The organism is Enterobacter cloacae complex sp. SHL020, assembly GCF_049236945.1.
GTDB classification, from domain to species: Bacteria; Pseudomonadota; Gammaproteobacteria; order Enterobacterales; family Enterobacteriaceae; genus Enterobacter; species Enterobacter dykesii.
This window is the reverse complement of the sequence record NZ_JBMKJF010000009.1, coordinates 68,268-89,117: the sequence shown is the minus strand read 5'-3', so window position 1 is coordinate 89,117 and position 20,850 is coordinate 68,268. Positions and strand designations below refer to the sequence as shown.

Here is a 20,850-nt window from a genome sequence, read left to right as displayed (position 1 = left end):
AACACAAAAACAACATCAGATCGGAGTGGAGCGTATGGCGTATTCAGGTAAGGTGGATATTCAGCAGGTGATCGATGAGAGTCCCTTTTCAGGATTTCACTGGCTGCTCATTGTGCTGGGCTTTCTGGTTCTGGCGATCGATGGTTTTGATACGGCGGCGATGGGATACATCGCGCCTACGCTGTCGGCAGAATGGGGAATACACAAACAGGATCTAGGGCCGGTGCTGAGCGCTGCGCTGCTGGGGCTATCGCTGGGCGCGCTGATCGCCGGTCCGGTATCGGATCGGATGGGGCGCAAGCGCGTGCTAGTTTTTTCGTGCCTGTTCTTCGGCCTTGCGAGCCTGGGGACGGCCTGGGCGCAAAGTCTGAATATGCTCACGCTGTGGCGCTTTCTGACGGGCCTCGGGCTCGGTGCCGCAATGCCTAACGCCATCACGCTGATCTCCGAGTTTGCCCCCCAGCGCTGCCGCGCCATGGCGATTAACACCATGTACTGCGGCTTCCCTCTGGGCGCGGCGGGCGGCGGCGCGATCTCTTCCTGGCTTATCCCCCACCACGGCTGGCGAAGCGTGCTGCTGACCGGGGCGATTGCGCCGCTGATTTTAACGCTGCTGCTGGCGCTGTTTTTACCGGAGTCCGTGAAGTTTCTGGTGCAGCGCGGGAAAGACGTCATGCAGGTCCGCCGTATCGCCAGCCGGTTCGCCCGCAGCACGCTGGATAGCGTCACGGGCTTTTTCCTGGCGGAGGAGAAGGTCGCCTCTAAAAAAGGGAGCGTGTCGCAGCTGTTTTCTATGCCCTGGCTGCCCGGCACCCTGATGCTGTGGGTGACCTATTTTATGGGGCTGGTGATTTACTACGTCCTGCTTAGCTGGATGCCAACGCTGATGCAGGGGATGGGCTATGCTCTGGCGGAATCCGCCTGGCTCACCTCGCTGTTCACCTTCGGCGGTACCGCAGGCATTCTGCTCGCGGGCTGGATGATGGACCGCTGGGAAGCGCATAAAGTGGTCGCGTGTGGTTTCGTGCTGACAATTGGCCTCATTCTTTTGCTTGGCATTGAGCATAACCATATCGCTCTGTTTGGCGGGCTGATTTTCCTGATGGGGATCGCGATGAACGGCGCGCAATCGGGCATGCAAACCCTGGCCGCCACCTTTTACCCTACCGAGTGCCGCGCGACGGGCATCGCCTGGATGCAGGGGATCGGCCGCTTCGGCGGCGTGGCGGGAACCATGACCAGCGCCCAGCTTCTCACTATGCAGTGGCAGGCAGACAGTATTTTAATGATCCTCAGCGTGCCCGCTCTGGTGGCCGCTGCGGCAACCGTCTACAAAATGCTGTACAGCCGCTCGCAGGAACCCGGCGTCGCGTAGTTCCTCTCTTTTCTGCTATTCTGCCCCCGCAATTAAGGGGGCAGCATGCTTAACATCGTTTTATTCGAACCAGAAATTCCGCCGAATACCGGCAATATCATCCGCCTGTGTGCCAACACCGGTTTTCGTCTGCATATCATTGAGCCGATGGGCTTTACGTGGGACGACAAACGCCTGCGTCGCGCAGGGCTGGATTATCATGAATTTACCGCCGTCGTTCGCCATCACGATTACGCCGCGTTTCTGGAAGCAGAGAAGCCGCAGCGCATGTTCGCCCTGACCACCAAAGGCACGCCAGCGCACAGCGCCGTGAGCTATCAGGCAGGTGACTATCTGATGTTTGGCCCGGAAACCCGCGGCCTGCCGGCCACGATCCTGGATGCCCTGCCCGCTGAGCAGAAAATCCGTATTCCGATGATGCCGGACAGCCGCAGCATGAACCTGTCGAACGCGGTGTCGGTGGTGGTGTATGAAGCCTGGCGCCAGCTGGGTTACCCGGGCGCCATTCTCAGAAGTTAAATGCCGTCACCATACTCGAAGGTATGGTGAATGCCGTTGAAGTGCTGATCCATGTCCATGGACGGCTTATCGCTGTCTGGTTTACCGACGATGCGAGCCGGTACGCCAGCGGCGGTGGTATGCGGCGGCACGGGCTGGAGCACCACGGAGCCTGCGCCGATCTTCGCGCCGCGCCCAACTTCGATATTGCCGAGAATTTTGGCGCCCGCACCAATCATCACACCTTCACGAATTTTCGGATGGCGATCGCCGCTGGTTTTACCGGTACCGCCCAGGGTAACCGACTGCAGGATCGAGACGTCATCTTCAATGACCGCCGTTTCCCCGACGACAATCCCAGTGGCGTGGTCGAGCATGATCCCGCGGCCAATCTTTGCCGCCGGGTGAATATCGACCTGGAACGTCACGGAAACCTGGTTTTGCAGGAAGATCGCCAGCGCGCGGCGGCCTTCATTCCACAGCCAGTGGCCGATGCGGTAAGCCTGCAGCGCGTGGAAGCCTTTCAGGTACAGCAGCGGAGTAGAATATTTATCGACCGCCGGGTCACGCGTGCGCACGGCCTGAATATCGCAGGCGGCAGAGGCGATCATTTCCGGGTCTGCGGCGTAAGCCTCTTCCACCACTTCACGAATGGCAATAGCAGGCATGATCGAGGAAGCCAGCTTGTTTGCGAGCATATAGCTCAGCGCACTGCCGAGGTTTTCGTGCTTAAGTAGCGTTGCGTGGTAGAAACTGGCCAGCATAGGCTCACAGTCGGCCAGCGCCCGGGCTTCGGCTTTAATATTGTTCCAGACGATATCCAGTTCTTCACACGGCATTGCTTACTCCAGACGATAGTTAATGACCAGCCAGTTCTGCGCTGGCTGGGTCATTCAGGTGACAACGGTTCCGACTAGTTACTGCTGCGCTCGTCCTTGCGCGCACGACCTAATAAGGTCAATGCTGCCTCGCGCGCATTTTTTCCGCAATACAATACCTGATAAATTTCCTCGGTTATTGGCATTTCGACACCGAAACGGTGCGCCAACTCGCGGACTTCTTTGGTATTGCGGTAGCCTTCAACCACCTGACCAATCTTCTCCTGCGCGCTTTTAACATCGCTGCCCTGTCCGAGCATCATGCCAAAGCGGCGGTTACGAGACTGGTTGTCGGTACAGGTCAGCACCAGGTCGCCCAGGCCAGCCATCCCCATAAAGGTGGCCGGATCGGCACCCAGCGCTTCGCCCAGGCGGGACATCTCGGTCAGCCCTCGGGTGATCAGCGCCGTACGCGCATTGGCACCAAAACCAATGCCGTCTGACATCCCTGCTCCAATCGCAATCACGTTCTTCACCGCACCGCCCAGCTGCACGCCGATAAAATCGGGGTTGCTGTAGACGCGGAAGCTCTTACCACAGTGCAGCAGCTGTTGAAGATCGTCGGAGAAGGCCCGATCGGTGGAGGCCAGCGAAATCGCCGTCGGCAGGCCAGCGGCCAGCTCTTTGGCAAAGGTCGGGCCGGAGATGACCGCCAGCGGGATCGCATCACCCAGCGCTTCGCGGGCGACGTCCTGCAGCAGGCGTCCGGTTTCGGCTTCCAGTCCTTTTGTCGCCCAGACAATGCGCGCATCCGGGCGCATCAGCGGCTTAATCTGACGCAGCACGTCGCCAAATACATGGCTCGGAACCACAATCAGAATGTTGCGGCTGGCCGCCAGCGCGGTCGCAAGGTCGCTTTCAAGGTACAGGGAGTCGGGGAACGGAACGTCCGGAAGAAACGCCACGTTACAACGGTCGCGTTGCAGCGTTGCGATATGTTTTGGGTCGTGGCCCCAGAGAACCACTTCGTGACCATTTCTTGCCAGCGTGATGGCAAGAGCGGTGCCGTATGAGCCGGCACCGATCACAGTCATTGACGCATTAACAGTGCTCATCAGGCATCCTGATGTTGTTCAGCACCTTCGCCAGCTTGCTGCTGCAGATAGTTCATGAACAGCGCATCAAAGTTAACTGGCGCAAGGTTCAGTTGCGGGAATGTACCGCGAGAAACCAGGCTGGTGATGCATTCACGCGCATACGGGAACAGAATGTTCGGGCAGTACGCACCCAGGCAATGCGCCATCTGGTTGCCTTCGATACCGCCGATAGAGAAGATGCCGCCCTGCTGAACTTCACACAGGAATGCAGTTTCTTCGCCCAGAGATGCGGTAACGGTCACACGCAGCACGACTTCATACACGTCATCTGCCAGCTGGGTAGATGCGGTATCCAGATCAAGTTTAACCTCTGGCTGCCAGTCTTTCTGGAAAACATGTGGCGCATTTGGCGCTTCGAAAGAGACGTCCTTGGTGTAGATACGCTGGATCTGGAAAGTCATCTCGGTGTTGTTTTGTTCTGACATGGAAATACCCTTTTTAATTGTCCTAAAGTCTCTTAGCTCAGCAGCGGATCGAGTCCACCACGGGCGTCGAGCGCATACAAGTCATCACAGCCGCCAATGTGCTGCGCATCAATAAAAATCTGCGGAACCGTCGTGCGACCACTACGTTTGATCATCTCTTCGCGTTTAATCGCGTCACCGTCGATCGGCAGTTCCTGGAACGTGACGCCTTTGCTGTTCAGCAGCGCTTTCGCACGATGACAGAACGGGCACGTCGCTTTGGTATAGATCTCAATATTGGCCATGACTGAACTCCTTATTTACCGCGTACCAAAGGAAGATTTTCCCCGCTCCAGCCGGAAATACCTTCTTTCAGCACCGTTACGTTTTCGAAGCCTGCTTTATGAAGCGCGCTGGCAGATTCCTGTGCCTGCATGCCGGTCGCATCGACAACGATAATCGGCTGGGCTTTGTGTTTCTCAAGCTCACCGACGTTGTTCGCTTTGATTTCAGCTGGCAGCAGGTTGATTGCGCCCGCAATGTGACCTTTACGGAAATCGTCACGCTGGCGCAGATCGACCACGACGGCATCTTCTTTGTTGATCAGACGCGTCGCTTCACCACGGGTGATAACCTTAATTTTAGACGTCAGGCTCTTAAATGTGGTGAACAGCACAGCAGCCAGCAGGCCAATCCACGCGATGCTCAGAACCGGATGGCGGCTAACGAATTGCATAATTTCTTGCATGGAGGGTAACTACTCCCGACTAAGTGATAAAAAAAACCAGGACAGGAGTATACCTGTGCGTTCTGGCAAATACAGCCAGCGACCATAACCTAATCCATTTTCTGCGGCATGCCACCTAAAAAAATGCCTCAAAATGGTCTGGTGAACATCTTGCCCCTGCGCTTTCTTTGATCTTCTGCGGCTATTTGATCGATTCAGCTGTAGTAAAATTACGCAAATTTTGACTCTTGAGCATGAGGTTGTCGCAATGTCGGTTTCTAAAAAACCTATGGTACTGGTGATTCTGGATGGCTATGGCTACCGTGAAGATAGCCAGGATAACGCTATTTTCAACGCCAAAACCCCGGTCATGGATGCCCTGTGGGCGAAACGTCCGCATACGCTGATTGACGCGTCTGGCCTGGAAGTGGGCCTGCCGGACCGCCAGATGGGCAACTCCGAAGTCGGTCACGTAAACCTGGGCGCCGGGCGTATTGTGTATCAGGATCTGACGCGTCTGGACGTTGAAATCAAAGAACGCACCTTCTTCTCCAACCCAACGCTGTCTGGCGCGGTCGATAAAGCCGTTGCCGCTGGCAAGGCCGTACACATCATGGGCCTGCTCTCTGCTGGCGGCGTTCACAGCCACGAAGATCACATCATGGCGATGGTTGAACTGGCCGCCGAGCGCGGTGCGGAAAAAATCTATCTGCACGCCTTCCTGGACGGTCGCGATACGCCACCACGCAGCGCAAAAGGCTCTCTGCAGGCCTTCGAAGAGAAATTCGCCGCGCTGGGTAAAGGCCGCGTAGCGTCCATCATTGGCCGTTACTACGCTATGGACCGCGACAACCGCTGGGATCGCGTTGAACAGGCCTATGACCTGATGACCCAGGCAAAAGGTGAGTTCCAGTTCGCGACCGCCGTCGAAGCGCTGGAAGCGGCCTATGCACGTGATGAAAACGACGAATTCGTCAAAGCGTCCGTCATTCGCGCTGAAGGCCAGGCCGACGCCGCCATGGAAGATGGCGACGCGCTGATCTTCATGAACTTCCGCGCTGACCGCGCGCGTGAAATTACCCGTGCTTTCGTCAACAGCGACTTCGACGGTTTTGCCCGTAAGAAAGTGGTGAAACTCGATTTCATCCAGCTGACTGAATACGCCGCAGACATCAAAGCGCCTTGCGCGTATCCGCCAGCCTCGCTGGCCAACACCTTCGGCGAGTGGATGGCGAAAAACGACAAAACGCAGCTGCGCATCTCTGAAACCGAGAAATATGCGCACGTGACCTTCTTCTTTAACGGCGGCGTTGAAGAGCCGTTCAAAGGCGAAGACCGCATTCTGATCAACTCTCCCAAAGTCGCTACCTACGATCTGCAGCCAGAAATGAGCTCTGCAGAATTGACTGAAAAACTGGTTGCGGCCATCGAGAGCGGTAAGTACGACACCATCATCTGTAACTACCCGAACGGCGACATGGTTGGGCATACCGGGGTGATGGAAGCGGCAGTGAAGGCGGTTGAAGCGCTGGATCACTGCGTTGAGCAGGTTGCGAAAGCGGTTGAATCCGTCGGCGGCCAGCTGCTGATTACCGCTGACCACGGTAACGCTGAACAGATGCGCGACCCGGCGACCGGCCAGGCCCACACGGCCCATACTAACCTGCCTGTTCCGCTGATTTATGTGGGTGATAAATCACTGAAAGCAGTGGAAGGCGGCAAGCTTTCTGACATCGCGCCAACCATGCTGTCGCTGATGGGTATGACGATCCCTGAAGAGATGACTGGTAAGCCGCTGTTCATCGTGGAATAATCGCTCCCCATGAGGGGAAAGGCGATTTTTTCAATCACATGGGTCGTGAAGCCGCTTAGGTTATCAGTCAGACCTCTGTTTTACGCCAGCGCACTCAGCGCTGGCGTATTGCTGTGCGCCGCATCCGCCCACGCGGATGACCGCGACCAGCTGAAATCCATTCAGGCCGATATCGCCGCCAAAGAGCGTGCGGTACGCCAACAGCAGCAGCAGCGCTCTGCCCTCCTCGCCCAGCTTAAGCAGCAGGAAGAGGCGATCTCCGCCGCCGCGCGTAAACTCCGTGAAACGCAAAACACCCTCGCCCTGTTGAACAAGCAGATCGACGAGATGAACGCGTCGATTGCCAAACTCGAGCGCCAGCGTGATGCGCAGGAGCGCAATCTTGCCGCACAGCTTGATGCCGCATTTCGCCAGGGTGAACATACCGGTCTCCAGCTGATCCTCAGCGGCGAAGAGAGCCAGCGCGGCCAGCGCCTGCAGGCCTACTTTGGCTATCTCAACCAGGCGCGTCAGGAGACGATCGCGCAGTTGAAGCAGACGCGCGAAGAGGTCTCCACGCAAAAAGCCGAGCTGGAAGAGAAGCAGAGCCAGCAGCAAACTCTGCTCTACGATCAGCAGGCCCAGCAGGCGAAGCTTGAGCAGGCGCGCAACGAGCGTAAGAAAACCCTTTCTGGCCTTGAATCCTCCATTCAGGAAGGCCAGAGCCAGCTCAGCGAAATGCGCGCCAACGAATCCAAACTGCGTAACAGCATCGCCCGTGCGGAAGCGGCGGCGAAAGCGCGCGCCGAAAAAGAAGCTCGCGAGGCGCAGGCCGTTCGCGATAAGCAGCAGGAAGCCTCCCGCAAAGGGACTACCTACAAGCCAAGCGAGAGCGAACGCTCCCTGATGTCGCGTACCGGCGGTTTGGGCTCTCCTCGCGGTCAGGCTTTCTGGCCCGTTCGCGGTTCAATTCTGCATCGTTATGGCGAACAGCTGCAGGGTGAGCTACGTTGGAAAGGGATAGTTATCGGTGCGTCTGAAGGTAGCGAAGTAAAAGCCATTGCCGATGGCCGCGTGATTCTGGCCGACTGGCTGCAGGGTTACGGACTTGTGGTCGTGGTCGAACACGGTAAAGGTGATATGAGCCTTTACGGCTACAACCAGAGCGCGCTGGTCAGCGTCGGCACGCAGGTGCGCGCCGGCCAACCCATCGCCCTTGTGGGCAGCAGTGGCGGTCAGGGCCGCCCGTCACTCTATTTCGAAATTCGTCGCCAGGGTCAGGCGGTCAATCCACAGCCGTGGTTGGGAAGATAAGTTTTGCTTCAATTTCGTCGAATGGTTTTCTCCGTCGTCAGCGCGCTGGCGCTGGCTGCACCGGTATATGCAGGTAAACTCGCTATCGTGATTGATGACTTCGGTTATCGTCCACACTATGAAAATCAGGTGCTGGCGATGCCGTCGGCCATCTCTGTCGCCGTCCTTCCGAATGCCCCCCACGCGCGTGAGATGGCGACCAAAGCCCATAACAGCGGTCATCAGGTGCTGATCCATCTGCCCATGGCCCCGCTCAGCAAGCAGCCGCTGGAAAAAGACACTCTGCGCCCGGACATGAGCAGCGAGGAGATCGAGCGCATCATCCGCGACGCCTACAACAAAGTGCCGTATGCCGTAGGGCTGAACAACCATATGGGCAGCGCGATGACATCAAGCCTGTACGGGATGCTCAAAGTGATGCAGGCGCTGGAGCGTTACAACCTCTACTTCCTCGACAGCATGACCATAGGCAACAGCCAGGCAATGCGTGCCGCTCAGGGAACGGGCGTAAAGGTGATTAAGCGCAAGGTGTTCCTGGATGATACCCAGAACGAAGCCGATATTCGCATGCAGTTTAATCGCGCGGTACAGCTGGCACGCCGCAATGGCTCAGCCATCGCCATCGGTCATCCGCACCCGTCTACCGTTCGCGTTCTGCAGCAGATGCTGCCGACCTTGCCTGCCGATATCACGCTGGTGCGTCCGAGCGATCTGCTGAACGAGCCGCAGGTAGATACCTCTACACCAAATTCTGCGCAGCCCGTCCCGACAGCGCCGCGTAATCCGTTCCGCGGCGTGAAGCGCTGTGTACCGAAGCAACCGCCTGAACCGGTCTATGCGACCCGCTTCTTCTCCGTCATCGGAGACAGCATCAGTAACAGTACCCTGGTGAAGTACGTCCAGCAGCAGTGGCAGGGATGGGGCAAGAAAGCCTGACGCTTATTTCGCAATCTGAGAGTCCGTCTGCTCGTTAGCAACGGACTCTTTTTTTTCCTGATGCTGATACCAGGATTTGAAATACTTCAAAAAGCTATAGGCTGTGGCATACAGTCCCGTCGCCACCCCCACTTTGCCCTTACGCCAGGCGCCGCTAAACAGATACCATTTGAAAAAAGCCCCGATGGCGCTGATTACGCCGCGCCCAATAGAGGGCCGTATTTTTTGATGTTGAACCAGGCGGGTTGTATAACAATTTAATTTGTTAAAAAGCTCATGCAGCGTGGGAAACGTATCATGTTTTACATAACCCGGAATACGTTCACAGCGGAGAAAACCTTCGACCTGATCGTCTACCGGTCTGTTATTAAACCGGGACTGGTTACGGTTAAAAAGACGCACAGGATAATCGGGAGATGAAACAGGATAAATCGTCCGGACTTCTTCACCCAGAACAAACCAGTGACGGCATATTCGCCATGCCATTCCGGGGTCAGGCTCATCGCCTGCTTTTAACGTTAAAACGGCATTCACCGTTTCCTGGTCAAGTATTTCGTCGCTGTCGATGCACAGGACCCAGTCATGGCTGGCTAAGGATATGGCATAGTTCATCTGCTCACCATGCCAGCCAAATTTTTTATAGACGGGTTGCAGTCCAAAGCTTTCACAAATATATCGTGTTTTGTCCGTACTGCCAGAATCGACCACGATAATTTCATCCGCTATTTTCAAAAGAGGCGGGATAACATCGTGCAATAATCGTTCAGAATTAAACGTTAATAAGCAGACCGTTATTTTAAACATTTTCCCACTCTCAATAGCAGCCTAAGTTAATATTATTAATACTATATAAATGAGTAGAGACGATTAAAGTCCTGATTCACACTTTTAAAATAAGCACGCTTGAAATTTGGTCTAATCCTGAAACGCAATAAAATAGAAAAATCTATTTTATTTCAACAGATTCTTTATAATGCAGTCAGGTGAAGGGTAGCACACGGATTCAGACATGCCGCACAAAAGTAAAATTCTCCTCCTGGATACGGGTAAAGAATGGGGGGGAGGCACCAACAGTATGCTTGAGCTCCTGAAGCGAATCAATCGCGATAAATTCGATATTACCTGTTGTTTTTACAGTGATTATAGTCGTGCTGAAGGTGAGACGATTGGCCAGGTGCTCAACGGCATCGGCATCCCGCTCATCGTGATCCCTCAACGTCCGCAGCCGGTCTGGGCCAAATTGTTGAAGGAAGCGGGACGTAGCCTGCTGTTTTTCTCACGCAGCGCCCGCAAGGCATTGACGCGTCACGTGGATATCATGTGGCGCATCAGGCCAAACGTCAGCAAAATCGAGACCCTTTTCACGCAGGGCGGTTTCGATACGCTCTATATGAATAACCAGCCGGGCTCAAACGAGGAAGGCTATCTGGCGGCGGCGAACCTGCAGGCGCGATTGATCCAGCACTGCCGCATTGAGCCTGTTTTGACCCCGTCGCTGGTAAAGCTGGTTAATGCCCATGCCACAAAAATCATCGCCGTCTCGCACGGCGTTGAACGCGTGTTGCTTCAGCATGGCGTCCGGCCCGAACTGTGTACGACGGTCAATAATGCCATCGACATCAACCAGCCTTTACCTGATCGACGCGCGATGCGCCAGCGCCTGAATATCGATGACGACACGTTTGTGTTCGGCAGTATTGGGTCGTTAATCCCTCGCAAAGCCAATCACCACACGCTGGCGGCGCTGGCACAGTTCAGCCAGAAGCATCCCGAGGCGAAATGGAAAATGGTGCTGGTCGGCGAAGGTGCCGAACGCCGCGCTTTAACAGAACAGGCCCGAGCGCTGGGAATTGAATCCCGCGTCATCTTCACCGGTTTTCAGAATACCCCCTTTGATTACCTCGCTACGTTTGACGCCTTTATTCTGGCCTCGAAAAGCGAAGGGCTGCCGCGCGTGGTGCTGGAAGCGATGCTTCTCAATATCCCCGTTATTGGCTCTCAGGTGACCGGTACGGCGGAATTGATTGATCATGATTCGACAGGGCTGCTCTTCCCCTGGGGCGATGTTTCACAGCTTGCACAGCATCTGGACATTATCTGGGCAGACGCGGATCTGCGGGCTCGACTGGCTGCGGCTGCATACCAGAACGTCTGTCATACCTATGCTATCGAAAACTATGTCAGCGGTGTCGAAGCCGTGCTTGGCGCGCACTAACCAAACGAGATAACTATGTTTAAATTTCTTAATGCTCGCTATCGTCATATCACCGGGCGACACAACATTCCTTACAGCTCTCTGCCCGTGACGGGCGCGCTTGCAGCGGTGGATTCTATTGTGATTCCGTGTACCGGCGCAGATTTTGTCGAAGAAGCCTTGCTCTCTGCCACCTTCGCGGAGCGTTATGCCACCGGGGTGAGCGAAATCGTCATCGTCAGCGATCAGCCTGAATCCGCCTTTGGGGTACTGCCGCCTAAAACCCGCGTAGTGACGCTAAATCTTCCGGTTCGTGAGGAAAGTTACCGCTATAAGCAGATCTATCTCAGCCGTCTGGTGAAGCTTAACGCCCCGCTGCAGGCGCGCGGTGAAGGCGTATTGATGATCGATTCCGATCTCAACCTGCTCAAGATGCCCGAAATCAACATGGCCGATATGCACATCTACTCCAGCTTCCGTCAGGGCAAAATGATTGCCAAGCTGGACGGTGCGCCAGCGGAGAAAGTGCCGGCGTATTACAAGGAGACGGTGCGCCCGTATCTGGTCGATCACGTTAACGGCGCGTTTCTTGCGGCAACCAAAACAACCTGGCGCCGTATCTGCCCGCTGTGGCTGACGCTGTTCCAGGATACCTGGGAGCTGATGGATGATACGCAGCCGCCGACCGATCAGCTGCCGCTCGCCGCGCTGCTGGACATGCTGGATTTAAAAACGGTTAACCTGGGTGACTGGATGAACTGGCCGGTCTCGAAAAAAATCGGCGGCCAGGAAGCCGTGGTACCGAAAGAGGTGATTGGCGCGCACGGCGGCTTCCCTCTCTCCGAATGGCAGAAGTACCTTGAATCGCCGGATAACAAACTGCTGTTCAAAGGTCAGGACTACACCCGCAAGGTGCGCTACCTGACGGACGAAGAGAAAAAGAAGCAATAAAATAAGGGGCCTGAGGCCCCTTTTTGATTACTTATCCCAGCTCAGGATAACTTTTCCTGACTGGCCGGAACGCATCGCGTCGAAGCCCTGCTGGAACTCATCGATGGAGAAACGGTGAGTAATAATCGGGGACAGATCCAGACCGGACTGGATCAACGCCGCCATCTTGTACCAGGTCTCGAACATCTCGCGGCCATAGATGCCCTTGATGAACAGCCCCTTGAAGATGACCTTGTTCCAGTCGATAGACATATCTGACGGCGGAATACCCAGCATCGCGATACGGCCACCGTGATTCATGGTGTCGAGCATGGTGCGGAACGCCGGCGGCGCGCCGGACATCTCCAGACCCACGTCAAAGCCTTCGGTCATGCCCAGCTCTTCCATCACGTCGGTCAGGCTCTCTTTCGAGACATCTACCGCACGGGTGACGCCCATTTTGCGTGCCAGCGACAGACGGTATTCGTTCACGTCGGTGATCACAACGTTGCGCGCACCCACGTGCTTCGCCACCGCAGCCGCCATAATGCCGATTGGGCCCGCGCCGGAGACCAGCACGTCTTCACCGACCAGGTCGAAGGAGAGCGCCGTGTGCACCGCGTTGCCGAACGGGTCGAAGATGGAGGCCAGATCGTCAGAGATATTGTCCGGGATTTTGAACGCGTTAAACGCCGGGATCACCAGGTATTCCGCGAAGCAGCCCGGACGGTTTACGCCCACGCCAATGGTATTACGGCACAGGTGCGTACGCCCGCCGCGGCAGTTACGGCAGTGGCCGCAGGTAATATGGCCTTCACCGGAGACGCGGTCGCCAATCTGGAAGCCTTTCACTTCCTGGCCGATACCCACCACTTCGCCGACATATTCGTGACCGACAACCATCGGTACCGGAATGGTTTTCTGCGACCACTGGTCCCAGTTGTAGATGTGAACGTCAGTACCGCAGATGGCGGTTTTACGAATTTTGATCAGCAGATCGTTATGACCGACTTCCGGCTCCGGCACGTCGGTCATCCAAATCCCTTCTTCCGCTTTCAGTTTGGATAACGCTTTCATCACACGTCCTCAGGCAATTACGCCCAGCTGTTTGCCGATGCGGGTAAAGGCTTCTACCGCACGTTCAATTTGTTCAGGCGTATGCGCCGCAGACATCTGGGTGCGGATACGCGCCTGACCTTTTGGCACCACCGGGAAGAAGAACCCGGTGACGTAAATCCCTTCTTTCTGCAGCTCGCGAGCAAATTGCTGCGCGACGACCGCATCACCCAGCATCACCGGAATGATCGCGTGGGCAGCACCGGCCAGGGTAAACCCTGCGGCGCTCATTTTTTCGCGGAACAGACGGGCGTTGGACCACAGGCGGTCGCGAAGCTCAGCGCCGGACTCCACCATCTCCAGTACCCTGATGGAGGCGGCAACAATGGCCGGCGCCAGGGAATTGGAGAACAGATACGGGCGGGAGCGCTGACGCAGCCACTCGACCACCTCTTTACGCGCGGCGGTATAGCCGCCGGACGCGCCGCCGAGCGCTTTGCCCAGCGTACCGGTGATGATGTCCACGCGGCCCATCACGTCACAGTATTCATGGGAACCGCGGCCGTTTTCGCCGACAAAACCGACCGCGTGAGAGTCATCGACCATCACCAGCGCGTCGTATTTATCCGCCAGGTCGCACACGCCCTTCAGGTTAGCGATCACGCCGTCCATGGAGAACACGCCGTCGGTGGCGATCAGCACGTGGCGAGCGCCAGCTTCACGCGCCTCTTTCAGGCGGGCTTCCAGCTCGGCCATGTCGTTGTTGGCGTAGCGGAAACGCTTCGCTTTACACAGGCGTACGCCGTCGATGATGGAGGCGTGGTTCAGGGCGTCGGAGATAATCGCATCTTCTGCGCCAAGCAGGGTCTCAAACAGACCGCCGTTGGCGTCAAAGCAGGAGGAGTACAGAATCGCGTCTTCCATTCCGAGGAAGCTCGCCAGCTTTTGCTCAAGCTGCTTGTGGCTGTCCTGCGTACCGCAGATAAAGCGTACGGAGGCCATGCCGAAACCGTGGGTGTCCATGCCGTTTTTTGCAGCGGCAATCAGCTCAGGGTGATTCGCAAGACCTAAGTAGTTGTTCGCACAAAAGTTGATCACATGGCTGCCGTCGGCAACGGTGATGTCCGCCTGCTGGGCAGACGTGATAATACGCTCTTCCTTGAACAACCCTTCCGCACGTGCGGTGTCGAGGTCGCTGTTTAACTGTTTGTAAAAATCACCACGCATTGCAATTCTCCAGACTCGGCAAATTTCGGGACATATTACCCAAACCTATAGTTCATGACGAGATGACACGTCATCTCTTGTTGTTTTTGCAGCATAAATCACGCGTACCCCTGCGCTGTGAAGGTGAATGGCTGAAGGGCAGCCATACTAATGATATGATAGAGACATTAGCGTCCGGGATTGTCCCCGGGCTCCACACTTCAAAGGTTACAGTTATGATCATCGTTACCGGCGGCGCGGGCTTTATCGGCAGCAATATTGTTAAGGCTCTCAATGACAAAGGCATCACCGACATCTTGGTGGTTGACAACCTGAAAGACGGCACCAAGTTCGTCAACCTGGTGGATCTGAACATCGCTGACTACATGGATAAAGAAGACTTCCTTATCCAGATTATGGCAGGCGAAGAGTTCGGCGAGATCGAAGCCATCTTCCACGAAGGTGCGTGCTCTTCCACCACCGAGTGGGACGGTAAGTACATGATGGACAACAACTATCAGTACTCTAAAGAGATCCTGCACTACTGCCTGGAGCGTGAAATTCCGTTCCTGTACGCCTCCTCCGCGGCAACCTACGGCGGCCGCACCTCTGACTTCATCGAGTCCCGCGAGTACGAGCAGCCGCTGAACGTCTACGGTTACTCCAAATTCCTGTTCGACGAGTACGTGCGTCAGGTGCTGCCAGAAGCGAACTCGCAGATCGTCGGCTTCCGTTATTTCAACGTCTACGGACCGCGCGAAGGCCATAAAGGCAGCATGGCAAGCGTGGCGTTCCACCTGAACACCCAGCTGAACAACGGCGAAAGCCCGAAGCTGTTCGAAGGCAGCGACGGCTTTAAGCGTGACTTCGTCTACGTGGGTGACGTGGCCGCAGTGAACCTGTGGTTCTGGGAAAACGGCGTATCCGGCATCTTCAACCTGGGTACCGGCCGCGCGGAGTCCTTCCAGGCGGTGGCTGACGCAACGCTGGCGTATCACAAAAAAGGCAGCATCGAGTACATTCCGTTCCCGGACAAGCTGAAAGGCCGTTACCAGGCGTTCACCCAGGCTGACCTCACCAACCTGCGCGCCGCAGGCTACGACAAGCCGTTCAAGACCGTTGCCGAAGGCGTAACGGAATATATGGCCTGGCTGAACCGCGACGCATAAGTATGAAGATTCTGGTGATCGGCCCGTCATGGGTGGGCGACATGATGATGTCGCAAAGTCTCTATCGCACGCTCAAGGCGCGCTATCCCCAGGCGATAATCGACGTGATGGCACCCGCTTGGTGCCGTCCGCTGTTGTCGCGTATGCCGGAAGTGAATGAAGCCATCCCGATGCCGCTTGGCCACGGGGCGCTGGAAATCGGCGAACGCCGCAAGCTCGGCCATAGCCTGCGCGAGAAGCGCTACGATCGGGCGTATGTCCTGCCAAACTCCTTTAAATCCGCCCTGGTGCCTTTCTTTGCGGGCATTCCACATCGCACCGGCTGGCGCGGCGAAATGCGCTACGGCCTGCTGAACGACGCGCGGGTGTTGGATAAAGAGGCCTGGCCGCTGATGGTGGAGCGCTATGTGGCGCTGGCCTACGACAAAGGCGTGATGCGCAGTGCGAAAGATCTGCCGCAGCCGCTGCTCTGGCCACAGCTTCAGGTCAACGACGGTGAAAAATCACAGACCTGTAACGCGTTTGGTCTTTCGTCTGAACGCCCGATGATTGGCTTCTGCCCCGGCGCCGAGTTCGGCCCGGCAAAACGCTGGCCGCACTATCACTATGCGGAGCTGGCGAAACAGCTGATTGACGAAGGCTATCAGATTGTCCTGTTCGGTTCGGCAAAAGACCACGAGGCAGGCAACGAAATTCTCGCGACGCTCAGTAATGAACAGCAGGCCTGGTGCCGCAACCTGGCGGGAGAAACGCAGCTTGAACAGGCGGTTATTCTGATTGCCGCCTGTAAGGCTGTGGTCAGCAACGATTCGGGCTTGATGCACGTCGCCGCCGCGCTCAACCGCCCGCTGGTGGCGCTGTATGGCCCAAGCAGCCCGGACTTCACCCCCCCGCTTTCTCATAAAGCGCGCGTCATCCGCCTGATCACCGGCTACCACAAAGTGCGCAAGGGCGATGCCGCAGAAGGCTACCATCAGAGCCTGATCGACATTACGCCAGAGCGCGTTCTCGAAGAGCTTAACGAACTGCTGTTGAGTGAAGAAGGATAACGAATGCGGGTACTGATCGTTAAAACTTCTTCGATGGGCGATGTGCTGCATACGCTCCCGTCACTGACGGACGCCATGCGGGCCGTTCCCGGCATTCGTTTTGACTGGGTGGTGGAAGAAGGCTTCGCGCAGATCCCCACCTGGCATGAAGCGGTTGACCGCGTGATACCGGTGGCGATTCGCCGCTGGCGCAAAGCGTGGTTCTCCGCGCCGATTAAAGCCGAACGCAAGGCCTTCCGCGAGGCGGTGCAGGTACAGCATTACGACGCTATCATCGACGCCCAGGGGCTGGTGAAAAGCGCCGCGCTGGTGACGCGTCTGGCACACGGCGTAAAGCACGGCATGGACTGGCACTCCGCCCGCGAACCGCTGGCGACCCTGTTCTATAACCGCCGCCACCGCATCGCAAAGCAACAGCATGCCGTTGAACGTACCCGCGAGCTGTTTGCAAAAAGCCTGGGCTATGCGAAACCGGAAACCCAAGGCGACTACGCCATTGCGCAGCACTTTTTGCGCAATACAGATCCCTGTGTTCAGCCTTATCTTGTCTTCCTGCATGCCACAACGCGCGACGATAAACACTGGCCGGAAACGCACTGGCGAAGCCTGATTGAACTAATGCAACCTACCGGCATCCATATTAAACTGCCCTGGGGCGCTGAACATGAGCGGCAGCGCGCAGAGCGTCTGGCAGCAGGCTTTTCACACGTCGAAGTATTGCCGAAACTCACGCTGGCGCAGGTTGCAGCGCAGCTGGCGGGAGCGAATGCTGTTGTTTCCGTTGATACAGGTTTAAGCCATTTAACCGCGGCGCTGGATCGTCCGAATATTACGATTTTTGGTCCGACCGATCCTGGATTGATCGGGGGTTACGGCAAAAACCAGCATCAGATGGTCAGCCCGACCCAGCAAACGAAGGATATCAGCGCAGATGCTATTTTTTCATTTTTACAGGGCAGCCGTTGGCTTTCCAACAGGGATATCTAACGCATGAGTTACGTATTTCTGCTGATTTTACTCTTTCCGGTGAAGCTTATCCGGAAGCTGTTCCGCAAAGAGACGGGTAAAAATCTGGTCATTCAGACAGCAAAAATCGGCGATTTTGTTAATGCAACGCCCCTTCTGGCGTACCTGCAAAAAAGCGACGTGCTCATCAGCCGTAGCGTAGGTGCGCTGGCAAAGCATGATGAGACGATCGACGAGATTTTTTTTATCGAGCAGCATAAGCGTAACCTGTGGCGAAAGCTGGTCTTTGCCTGCCGGATCATGAACCGCTATGACAATGTCTATCTCCTGCAACCCAACAGCGTGAACCTCTTTTTCGCCTCCGTATGTAACGCTAAAAACAAACAGTTTTTAAGCACTTACACGCGCAGATGGTATCACGGTATTTTCTATGCAACGGCAGATGGTACTGTTGAGCACGGTAGAAAGACGCTGTCGGTCACGAACTATCTCAAACTGGCCGATCGAACCTTAACCTGGCAAGACTCGCCAAAGCACGCCACAAAGCCGCTTTTCAAACCTGCGACCTATCCGGCAATCCTCGATAAACCCGGCGTGATCCGCATTGGCATCAGCGTAGCAGCCGGGAATAAAGCGAAAACCGTTCCGCCTGTCATCTGGAAGCAAATTGCCGATCGTCTCGCCGACCTGCCCTGCGAGTTTTATGTCTTTGGCGCGCCGAATGAACAATCGTGGATGGATGACATCACCCGCGCTTATGGTGAACTGCCCAACTTTATTAATCTGATTGGCAAAATCTCGCTTGAAGAGCTGCCGTGGGCCATTTCTAAAATGGATTGCTATATCGCGTCTGACTCGGGGAATGTCTACATTGCCGATGCTGTCGGTGTGCCGGTAATCTTACTGTTTGGGCCTTGTTGTCACTATGAACAGCGTCCGCTGGGCAACGTATTGCTGATTGGTAATGATGACAACATTTGCTCATATGTTTTTGAAACACGATATTACTTCTCACAGGGCCGGGAAGAACTCTTCGCTGTAACAGACGAAGCGCTACGTGAACTCAAACACTTCATTTGCGAGTTACCCACAATTAATACAGAAGCATACTCCTTTGATGCTCAGGGAAACTAATTATTATGGCTTTTCTAAGCATCATTATTGCCGCGCATAACGCCAAAGATACGCTTCACACTACGCTAGAAAGCCTGCAAAACGCGATTGAGGGTGCGGGCGATGATGTAGAGATCATTATCTTTAACGACAGTTCCAGTGACTCAACGCAGGATATTATTGAAGCGTGGCTGCCAATGCTTCCGAATGCGCAATCCCGATACGTAGAGTACCGTAACGTAGGCCATGTTCGAAACAGTGCCCTCTCGCTGGCCACAGGTGAATACATTACCATGCTGGATAGCGATGACCGGATGAAACCGGGCAGCATCAGGGACGCCGTGGCTTTTCTCAAAACAGAGCGCCCTGATATGCTACTGACGCGCCTGCTGGAAATTCGCGACACAAAAAAAATTACAGCCGAGTGGCAGGGGTTCTCTCCGGTTGCTTTGTCGCAATATGAGGCAATAAAGCGGTTCCTGCAGCACAAAGATTTTCAGGCACATCTCATCGGGCAATTCATTCATCGGAAATTGTATGTAAATAACCCGATTCCTTCGATGGTCTGCTATGAAGATTTCGCCGTGTTTCCCGGCATGCTGATGCAATCGAGTAAAATAGTCTATCAGCGTCAGGGACATTATTATTACATCAAACGTAACGACAGTTTGTCGAGCCGTCTCGACGCCACTAAAATCGCTACGCTGGTTGAATGCACATTACAAATGGAAAAAACATTCCCTCGTTCTTTTCAGCATCTTGTTAATTGTCACTGGTTTGATATCTACCGTAACCACCGACAGCATCTGACTGACCTGCAACTCAAACTGGTCAAACAGCGGGTCAATGCACTTTATTCTCTCTCTTTCTTCTTCTCAAGAGATGTACGTTTCAGCTACAAAAAAAGGGTCATTGAGGCATTATGGAAAAAGTAAAACTGCGGCTTTATCAGCTGACGCTGATTTTGAGCCTTATTTCGCTTGCGCTGGCGCTGCTGAGTTCAGGTAAGCAGCGAGAGTTTTTCTATATTGCGATTTATGCCAGCATTATCGGCTTAGCGTGCGAATATAAAAAAATCACAGTGCGTCCTTTTTCTATCGCATTGCCGATTTTATTGATTGGATTGCTTAATCTTGGCTGGTATCTGGTGTATGAGTATCATAGCGAAGGCCTGAACGTTTATAGCGATTATCTCGGTGCAAGTAAAAAGTTGATCCTGGCGAGCATCCTTATCTTCTATCTTGACCGGTTTAAGTCTTATATTGATAAGGCATCCTTCCAGAAATATTTTTTATACGCCTCTGGTGCAGGGTTTATACTCGCCACTGGCTATGGCTTATGGCAGGCTTCACAGGGTATGGGGCGTATCGAAATGGCTATAAATCGTGCGACCGTGTCGGCCTATGTTTACTCAGTACTTTCACTGGCGTTCGTGTACAGCTTGTATCTACAGAAAAATATAAAACTGTATATAACCGCAGGGTTCATCATTTTAATATCTTACTTCGTTATTCTGTTAACGGGCACCCGTGCCGCAATGGGGTTATATCTACTCCTGGCGATTGTACTCACGCTTTACCATTTCAGAAGAATCCACCTTAAATCTACGCTGATTTTCTTATGTATTGTGGCGGGTATTGTTATCGTCAGCTACAAGCCATTAATTTTACCAAAGATACAACAAACACAAGCTGAAGTTGAAAATTATCAAAAAGGCAATGATGCAACTTCACTCGGTGCACGTTTTTCTATGTGGAATGTAGGTATTCAAAACGGGCTGGCTCATCCTTTCGGGCAGTCAGTTGAAGACCGCGAAGTATGGACACAGCAATATGTGAAAGATGGGCATCCACATCTCGCGACTGCACTCGAGTTTATCAGGGTGCATCTGCACAATGAGTTTATTGAGAAATATTCTCTGCAGGGGATCCCCGGGCTGGCGATATTAGTGTTTTTCTATATATCGATGATCGTTTACGCCCTTAAAAACAGAAATGGTCTGCTACTGACGACCATGCTTCTTTTGTTACTCTATGGCCTGACGGACGTCATACTATTGAGTTCAGAGGCCGTAATCTTCTTTGTCACCGTATTTGCACTGAGTACTCCTTTTTCGCAAACCAGGCAACGTTAATGGTAATGCCCG

General features: G+C 54.7%; 21 protein-coding genes. 13 read left to right on the top strand and 8 right to left on the bottom strand.

Annotated elements, in window-relative coordinates; all coding sequences use genetic code 11:
- The first annotated feature begins 34 nt into the window (after nt 1-34).
- Together ACOTZB_RS18810 and trmL are read left to right on the top strand one after the other, a co-directional pair.
- The gene (locus tag ACOTZB_RS18810; protein ID WP_421628142.1) at nt 35-1,375 is read left to right on the top strand and encodes an MFS transporter; all 1,341 of its coding nucleotides are present in this window, start codon (nt 35-37) and stop codon (nt 1,373-1,375) included.
- A 45-nt stretch (nt 1,376-1,420) separates the two neighbouring features.
- Nucleotides 1,421-1,894 carry a tRNA (uridine(34)/cytosine(34)/5-carboxymethylaminomethyluridine(34)-2'-O)-methyltransferase TrmL gene (gene trmL / locus ACOTZB_RS18805; protein WP_033147028.1) on the top strand — a complete coding sequence of 158 codons (474 nt, stop codon included), beginning with the start codon at nt 1,421-1,423 and terminating at the stop codon, nt 1,892-1,894.
- Here the strand turns inward: trmL and cysE are convergent.
- The 5 genes from cysE to ACOTZB_RS18780 form a co-directional block, all read right to left on the bottom strand.
- A complete protein-coding gene (gene cysE / locus ACOTZB_RS18800; RefSeq protein WP_008502718.1) occupies nt 1,891-2,712 on the bottom strand; it encodes a serine O-acetyltransferase in 822 nt (273 codons plus the stop codon). The genes trmL and cysE overlap by 4 nt on opposite strands.
- A gap of 74 nt (nt 2,713-2,786) precedes the next feature.
- Complete coding sequence (gene gpsA, locus ACOTZB_RS18795; protein ID WP_421628140.1) at nt 2,787-3,806, bottom strand: NAD(P)H-dependent glycerol-3-phosphate dehydrogenase; 1,020 nt, start codon at nt 3,804-3,806, stop codon at nt 2,787-2,789.
- Complete coding sequence (gene secB / locus ACOTZB_RS18790) at nt 3,806-4,273, bottom strand: protein-export chaperone SecB (protein ID WP_003860835.1); 468 nt, start codon at nt 4,271-4,273, stop codon at nt 3,806-3,808. The genes gpsA and secB overlap by 1 nt, the downstream gene beginning before the upstream one ends.
- 32 nt (nt 4,274-4,305) lie before the next feature.
- Nucleotides 4,306-4,557: a glutaredoxin 3 gene (grxC, locus tag ACOTZB_RS18785; protein ID WP_023309914.1), complete on the bottom strand. Its 252-nt coding sequence runs from the start codon at nt 4,555-4,557 to the stop codon at nt 4,306-4,308.
- Nucleotides 4,558-4,568: 11 nt separating this feature from the next.
- Nucleotides 4,569-5,000 (bottom strand): rhodanese-like domain-containing protein, encoded by a 432-nt coding sequence (locus ACOTZB_RS18780; protein WP_023309913.1) that lies wholly within the window; start codon nt 4,998-5,000, stop codon nt 4,569-4,571.
- A gap of 247 nt (nt 5,001-5,247) precedes the next feature.
- Here ACOTZB_RS18780 and gpmM point away from each other — a divergent pair, with 247 nt between their 5' ends.
- From gpmM to ACOTZB_RS18765, 3 genes are read left to right on the top strand one after another with little or no spacing between them, the layout of a single operon-like run.
- The gene (gene gpmM / locus ACOTZB_RS18775; protein ID WP_421628138.1) at nt 5,248-6,792 is read left to right on the top strand and encodes a 2,3-bisphosphoglycerate-independent phosphoglycerate mutase; all 1,545 of its coding nucleotides are present in this window, start codon (nt 5,248-5,250) and stop codon (nt 6,790-6,792) included.
- A gap of 33 nt (nt 6,793-6,825) precedes the next feature.
- Complete coding sequence (envC, locus tag ACOTZB_RS18770) at nt 6,826-8,085, top strand: murein hydrolase activator EnvC (protein ID WP_257833121.1); 1,260 nt, start codon at nt 6,826-6,828, stop codon at nt 8,083-8,085.
- Between the two features lie 3 nt (nt 8,086-8,088).
- Nucleotides 8,089-9,021, top strand: coding sequence for a divergent polysaccharide deacetylase family protein (locus ACOTZB_RS18765; RefSeq protein WP_047651778.1), 933 nt, complete (start codon nt 8,089-8,091; stop codon nt 9,019-9,021).
- 3 nt (nt 9,022-9,024) lie between these two features.
- Here ACOTZB_RS18765 and ACOTZB_RS18760 read toward each other — a convergent pair whose 3' ends face one another.
- A complete protein-coding gene (locus tag ACOTZB_RS18760) occupies nt 9,025-9,825 on the bottom strand; it encodes a glycosyltransferase family 2 protein (RefSeq protein ID WP_421628136.1) in 801 nt (266 codons plus the stop codon).
- Nucleotides 9,826-10,030: 205 nt separating this feature from the next.
- Here ACOTZB_RS18760 and ACOTZB_RS18755 point away from each other — a divergent pair, with 205 nt between their 5' ends.
- Together ACOTZB_RS18755 and ACOTZB_RS18750 are read left to right on the top strand one after the other, a co-directional pair.
- Entirely contained in the window at nt 10,031-11,236 is a 1,206-nt protein-coding gene (locus ACOTZB_RS18755) for a glycosyltransferase (protein WP_421628134.1), read from the top strand.
- A gap of 15 nt (nt 11,237-11,251) precedes the next feature.
- Nucleotides 11,252-12,166: a hypothetical protein gene (locus ACOTZB_RS18750; RefSeq protein ID WP_421628132.1), complete on the top strand. Its 915-nt coding sequence runs from the start codon at nt 11,252-11,254 to the stop codon at nt 12,164-12,166.
- 27 nt (nt 12,167-12,193) lie between these two features.
- Here ACOTZB_RS18750 and tdh read toward each other — a convergent pair whose 3' ends face one another.
- Both tdh and kbl read right to left on the bottom strand, forming a co-directional pair.
- Complete coding sequence (gene tdh / locus ACOTZB_RS18745) at nt 12,194-13,222, bottom strand: L-threonine 3-dehydrogenase (RefSeq protein ID WP_023309906.1); 1,029 nt, start codon at nt 13,220-13,222, stop codon at nt 12,194-12,196.
- 9 nt (nt 13,223-13,231) lie between these two features.
- Nucleotides 13,232-14,428 carry a glycine C-acetyltransferase gene (gene kbl / locus ACOTZB_RS18740; protein ID WP_421628130.1) on the bottom strand — a complete coding sequence of 399 codons (1,197 nt, stop codon included), beginning with the start codon at nt 14,426-14,428 and terminating at the stop codon, nt 13,232-13,234.
- A gap of 215 nt (nt 14,429-14,643) precedes the next feature.
- Between kbl and rfaD the strand changes: the two genes are divergently transcribed.
- From rfaD to ACOTZB_RS18710, 6 genes are read left to right on the top strand one after another with little or no spacing between them, the layout of a single operon-like run.
- Complete coding sequence (gene rfaD, locus ACOTZB_RS18735) at nt 14,644-15,576, top strand: ADP-glyceromanno-heptose 6-epimerase (RefSeq protein ID WP_008502707.1); 933 nt, start codon at nt 14,644-14,646, stop codon at nt 15,574-15,576.
- 2 nt (nt 15,577-15,578) lie between these two features.
- Entirely contained in the window at nt 15,579-16,625 is a 1,047-nt protein-coding gene (gene rfaF, locus ACOTZB_RS18730) for an ADP-heptose--LPS heptosyltransferase RfaF (protein WP_032661897.1), read from the top strand.
- Between the two features lie 3 nt (nt 16,626-16,628).
- Nucleotides 16,629-17,612: a lipopolysaccharide heptosyltransferase RfaC gene (rfaC, locus tag ACOTZB_RS18725; RefSeq protein WP_047743192.1), complete on the top strand. Its 984-nt coding sequence runs from the start codon at nt 16,629-16,631 to the stop codon at nt 17,610-17,612.
- A gap of 3 nt (nt 17,613-17,615) precedes the next feature.
- Nucleotides 17,616-18,725, top strand: a complete 1,110-nt coding sequence (locus tag ACOTZB_RS18720) for a glycosyltransferase family 9 protein (protein WP_421628128.1) — start codon at nt 17,616-17,618, stop codon at nt 18,723-18,725.
- A 5-nt stretch (nt 18,726-18,730) separates the two neighbouring features.
- Nucleotides 18,731-19,639: a glycosyltransferase family 2 protein gene (locus ACOTZB_RS18715; RefSeq protein WP_421628127.1), complete on the top strand. Its 909-nt coding sequence runs from the start codon at nt 18,731-18,733 to the stop codon at nt 19,637-19,639.
- The gene (locus ACOTZB_RS18710; RefSeq protein WP_421628126.1) at nt 19,627-20,838 is read left to right on the top strand and encodes an O-antigen ligase family protein; all 1,212 of its coding nucleotides are present in this window, start codon (nt 19,627-19,629) and stop codon (nt 20,836-20,838) included. The genes ACOTZB_RS18715 and ACOTZB_RS18710 overlap by 13 nt, the downstream gene beginning before the upstream one ends.
- Nucleotides 20,839-20,850 lie beyond the last annotated feature (12 nt).

Excerpts from the sequence above, each read along its gene's own strand:
- ACOTZB_RS18810 (WP_421628142.1), top strand. The coding sequence starts at position 35 with ATGGCGTATTCAGGTAAGGTGGATATTCAGCAGGTGATCGATGAGAGT.
- ACOTZB_RS18750 (WP_421628132.1), top strand. The coding sequence starts at position 11,252 with ATGTTTAAATTTCTTAATGCTCGCTATCGTCATATCACCGGGCGACAC.
- ACOTZB_RS18710 (WP_421628126.1), top strand. The coding sequence starts at position 19,627 with ATGGAAAAAGTAAAACTGCGGCTTTATCAGCTGACGCTGATTTTGAGC.
- gpmM (WP_421628138.1), top strand. The coding sequence starts at position 5,248 with ATGTCGGTTTCTAAAAAACCTATGGTACTGGTGATTCTGGATGGCTAT.
- grxC (WP_023309914.1), bottom strand. The coding sequence starts at position 4,557 with ATGGCCAATATTGAGATCTATACCAAAGCGACGTGCCCGTTCTGTCAT.
- rfaC (WP_047743192.1), top strand. The coding sequence starts at position 16,629 with ATGCGGGTACTGATCGTTAAAACTTCTTCGATGGGCGATGTGCTGCAT.
- secB (WP_003860835.1), bottom strand. The coding sequence starts at position 4,273 with ATGTCAGAACAAAACAACACCGAGATGACTTTCCAGATCCAGCGTATC.
- ACOTZB_RS18755 (WP_421628134.1), top strand. The coding sequence starts at position 10,031 with ATGCCGCACAAAAGTAAAATTCTCCTCCTGGATACGGGTAAAGAATGG.
- rfaF (WP_032661897.1), top strand. The coding sequence starts at position 15,579 with ATGAAGATTCTGGTGATCGGCCCGTCATGGGTGGGCGACATGATGATG.
- ACOTZB_RS18720 (WP_421628128.1), top strand. The coding sequence starts at position 17,616 with ATGAGTTACGTATTTCTGCTGATTTTACTCTTTCCGGTGAAGCTTATC.
- kbl (WP_421628130.1), bottom strand. The coding sequence starts at position 14,428 with ATGCGTGGTGATTTTTACAAACAGTTAAACAGCGACCTCGACACCGCA.
- gpsA (WP_421628140.1), bottom strand. The coding sequence starts at position 3,806 with ATGAGCACTGTTAATGCGTCAATGACTGTGATCGGTGCCGGCTCATAC.
- tdh (WP_023309906.1), bottom strand. The coding sequence starts at position 13,222 with ATGAAAGCGTTATCCAAACTGAAAGCGGAAGAAGGGATTTGGATGACC.
- rfaD (WP_008502707.1), top strand. The coding sequence starts at position 14,644 with ATGATCATCGTTACCGGCGGCGCGGGCTTTATCGGCAGCAATATTGTT.
- ACOTZB_RS18780 (WP_023309913.1), bottom strand. The coding sequence starts at position 5,000 with ATGCAAGAAATTATGCAATTCGTTAGCCGCCATCCGGTTCTGAGCATC.
- trmL (WP_033147028.1), top strand. The coding sequence starts at position 1,421 with ATGCTTAACATCGTTTTATTCGAACCAGAAATTCCGCCGAATACCGGC.
- ACOTZB_RS18715 (WP_421628127.1), top strand. The coding sequence starts at position 18,731 with ATGGCTTTTCTAAGCATCATTATTGCCGCGCATAACGCCAAAGATACG.
- ACOTZB_RS18760 (WP_421628136.1), bottom strand. The coding sequence starts at position 9,825 with ATGTTTAAAATAACGGTCTGCTTATTAACGTTTAATTCTGAACGATTA.
- cysE (WP_008502718.1), bottom strand. The coding sequence starts at position 2,712 with ATGCCGTGTGAAGAACTGGATATCGTCTGGAACAATATTAAAGCCGAA.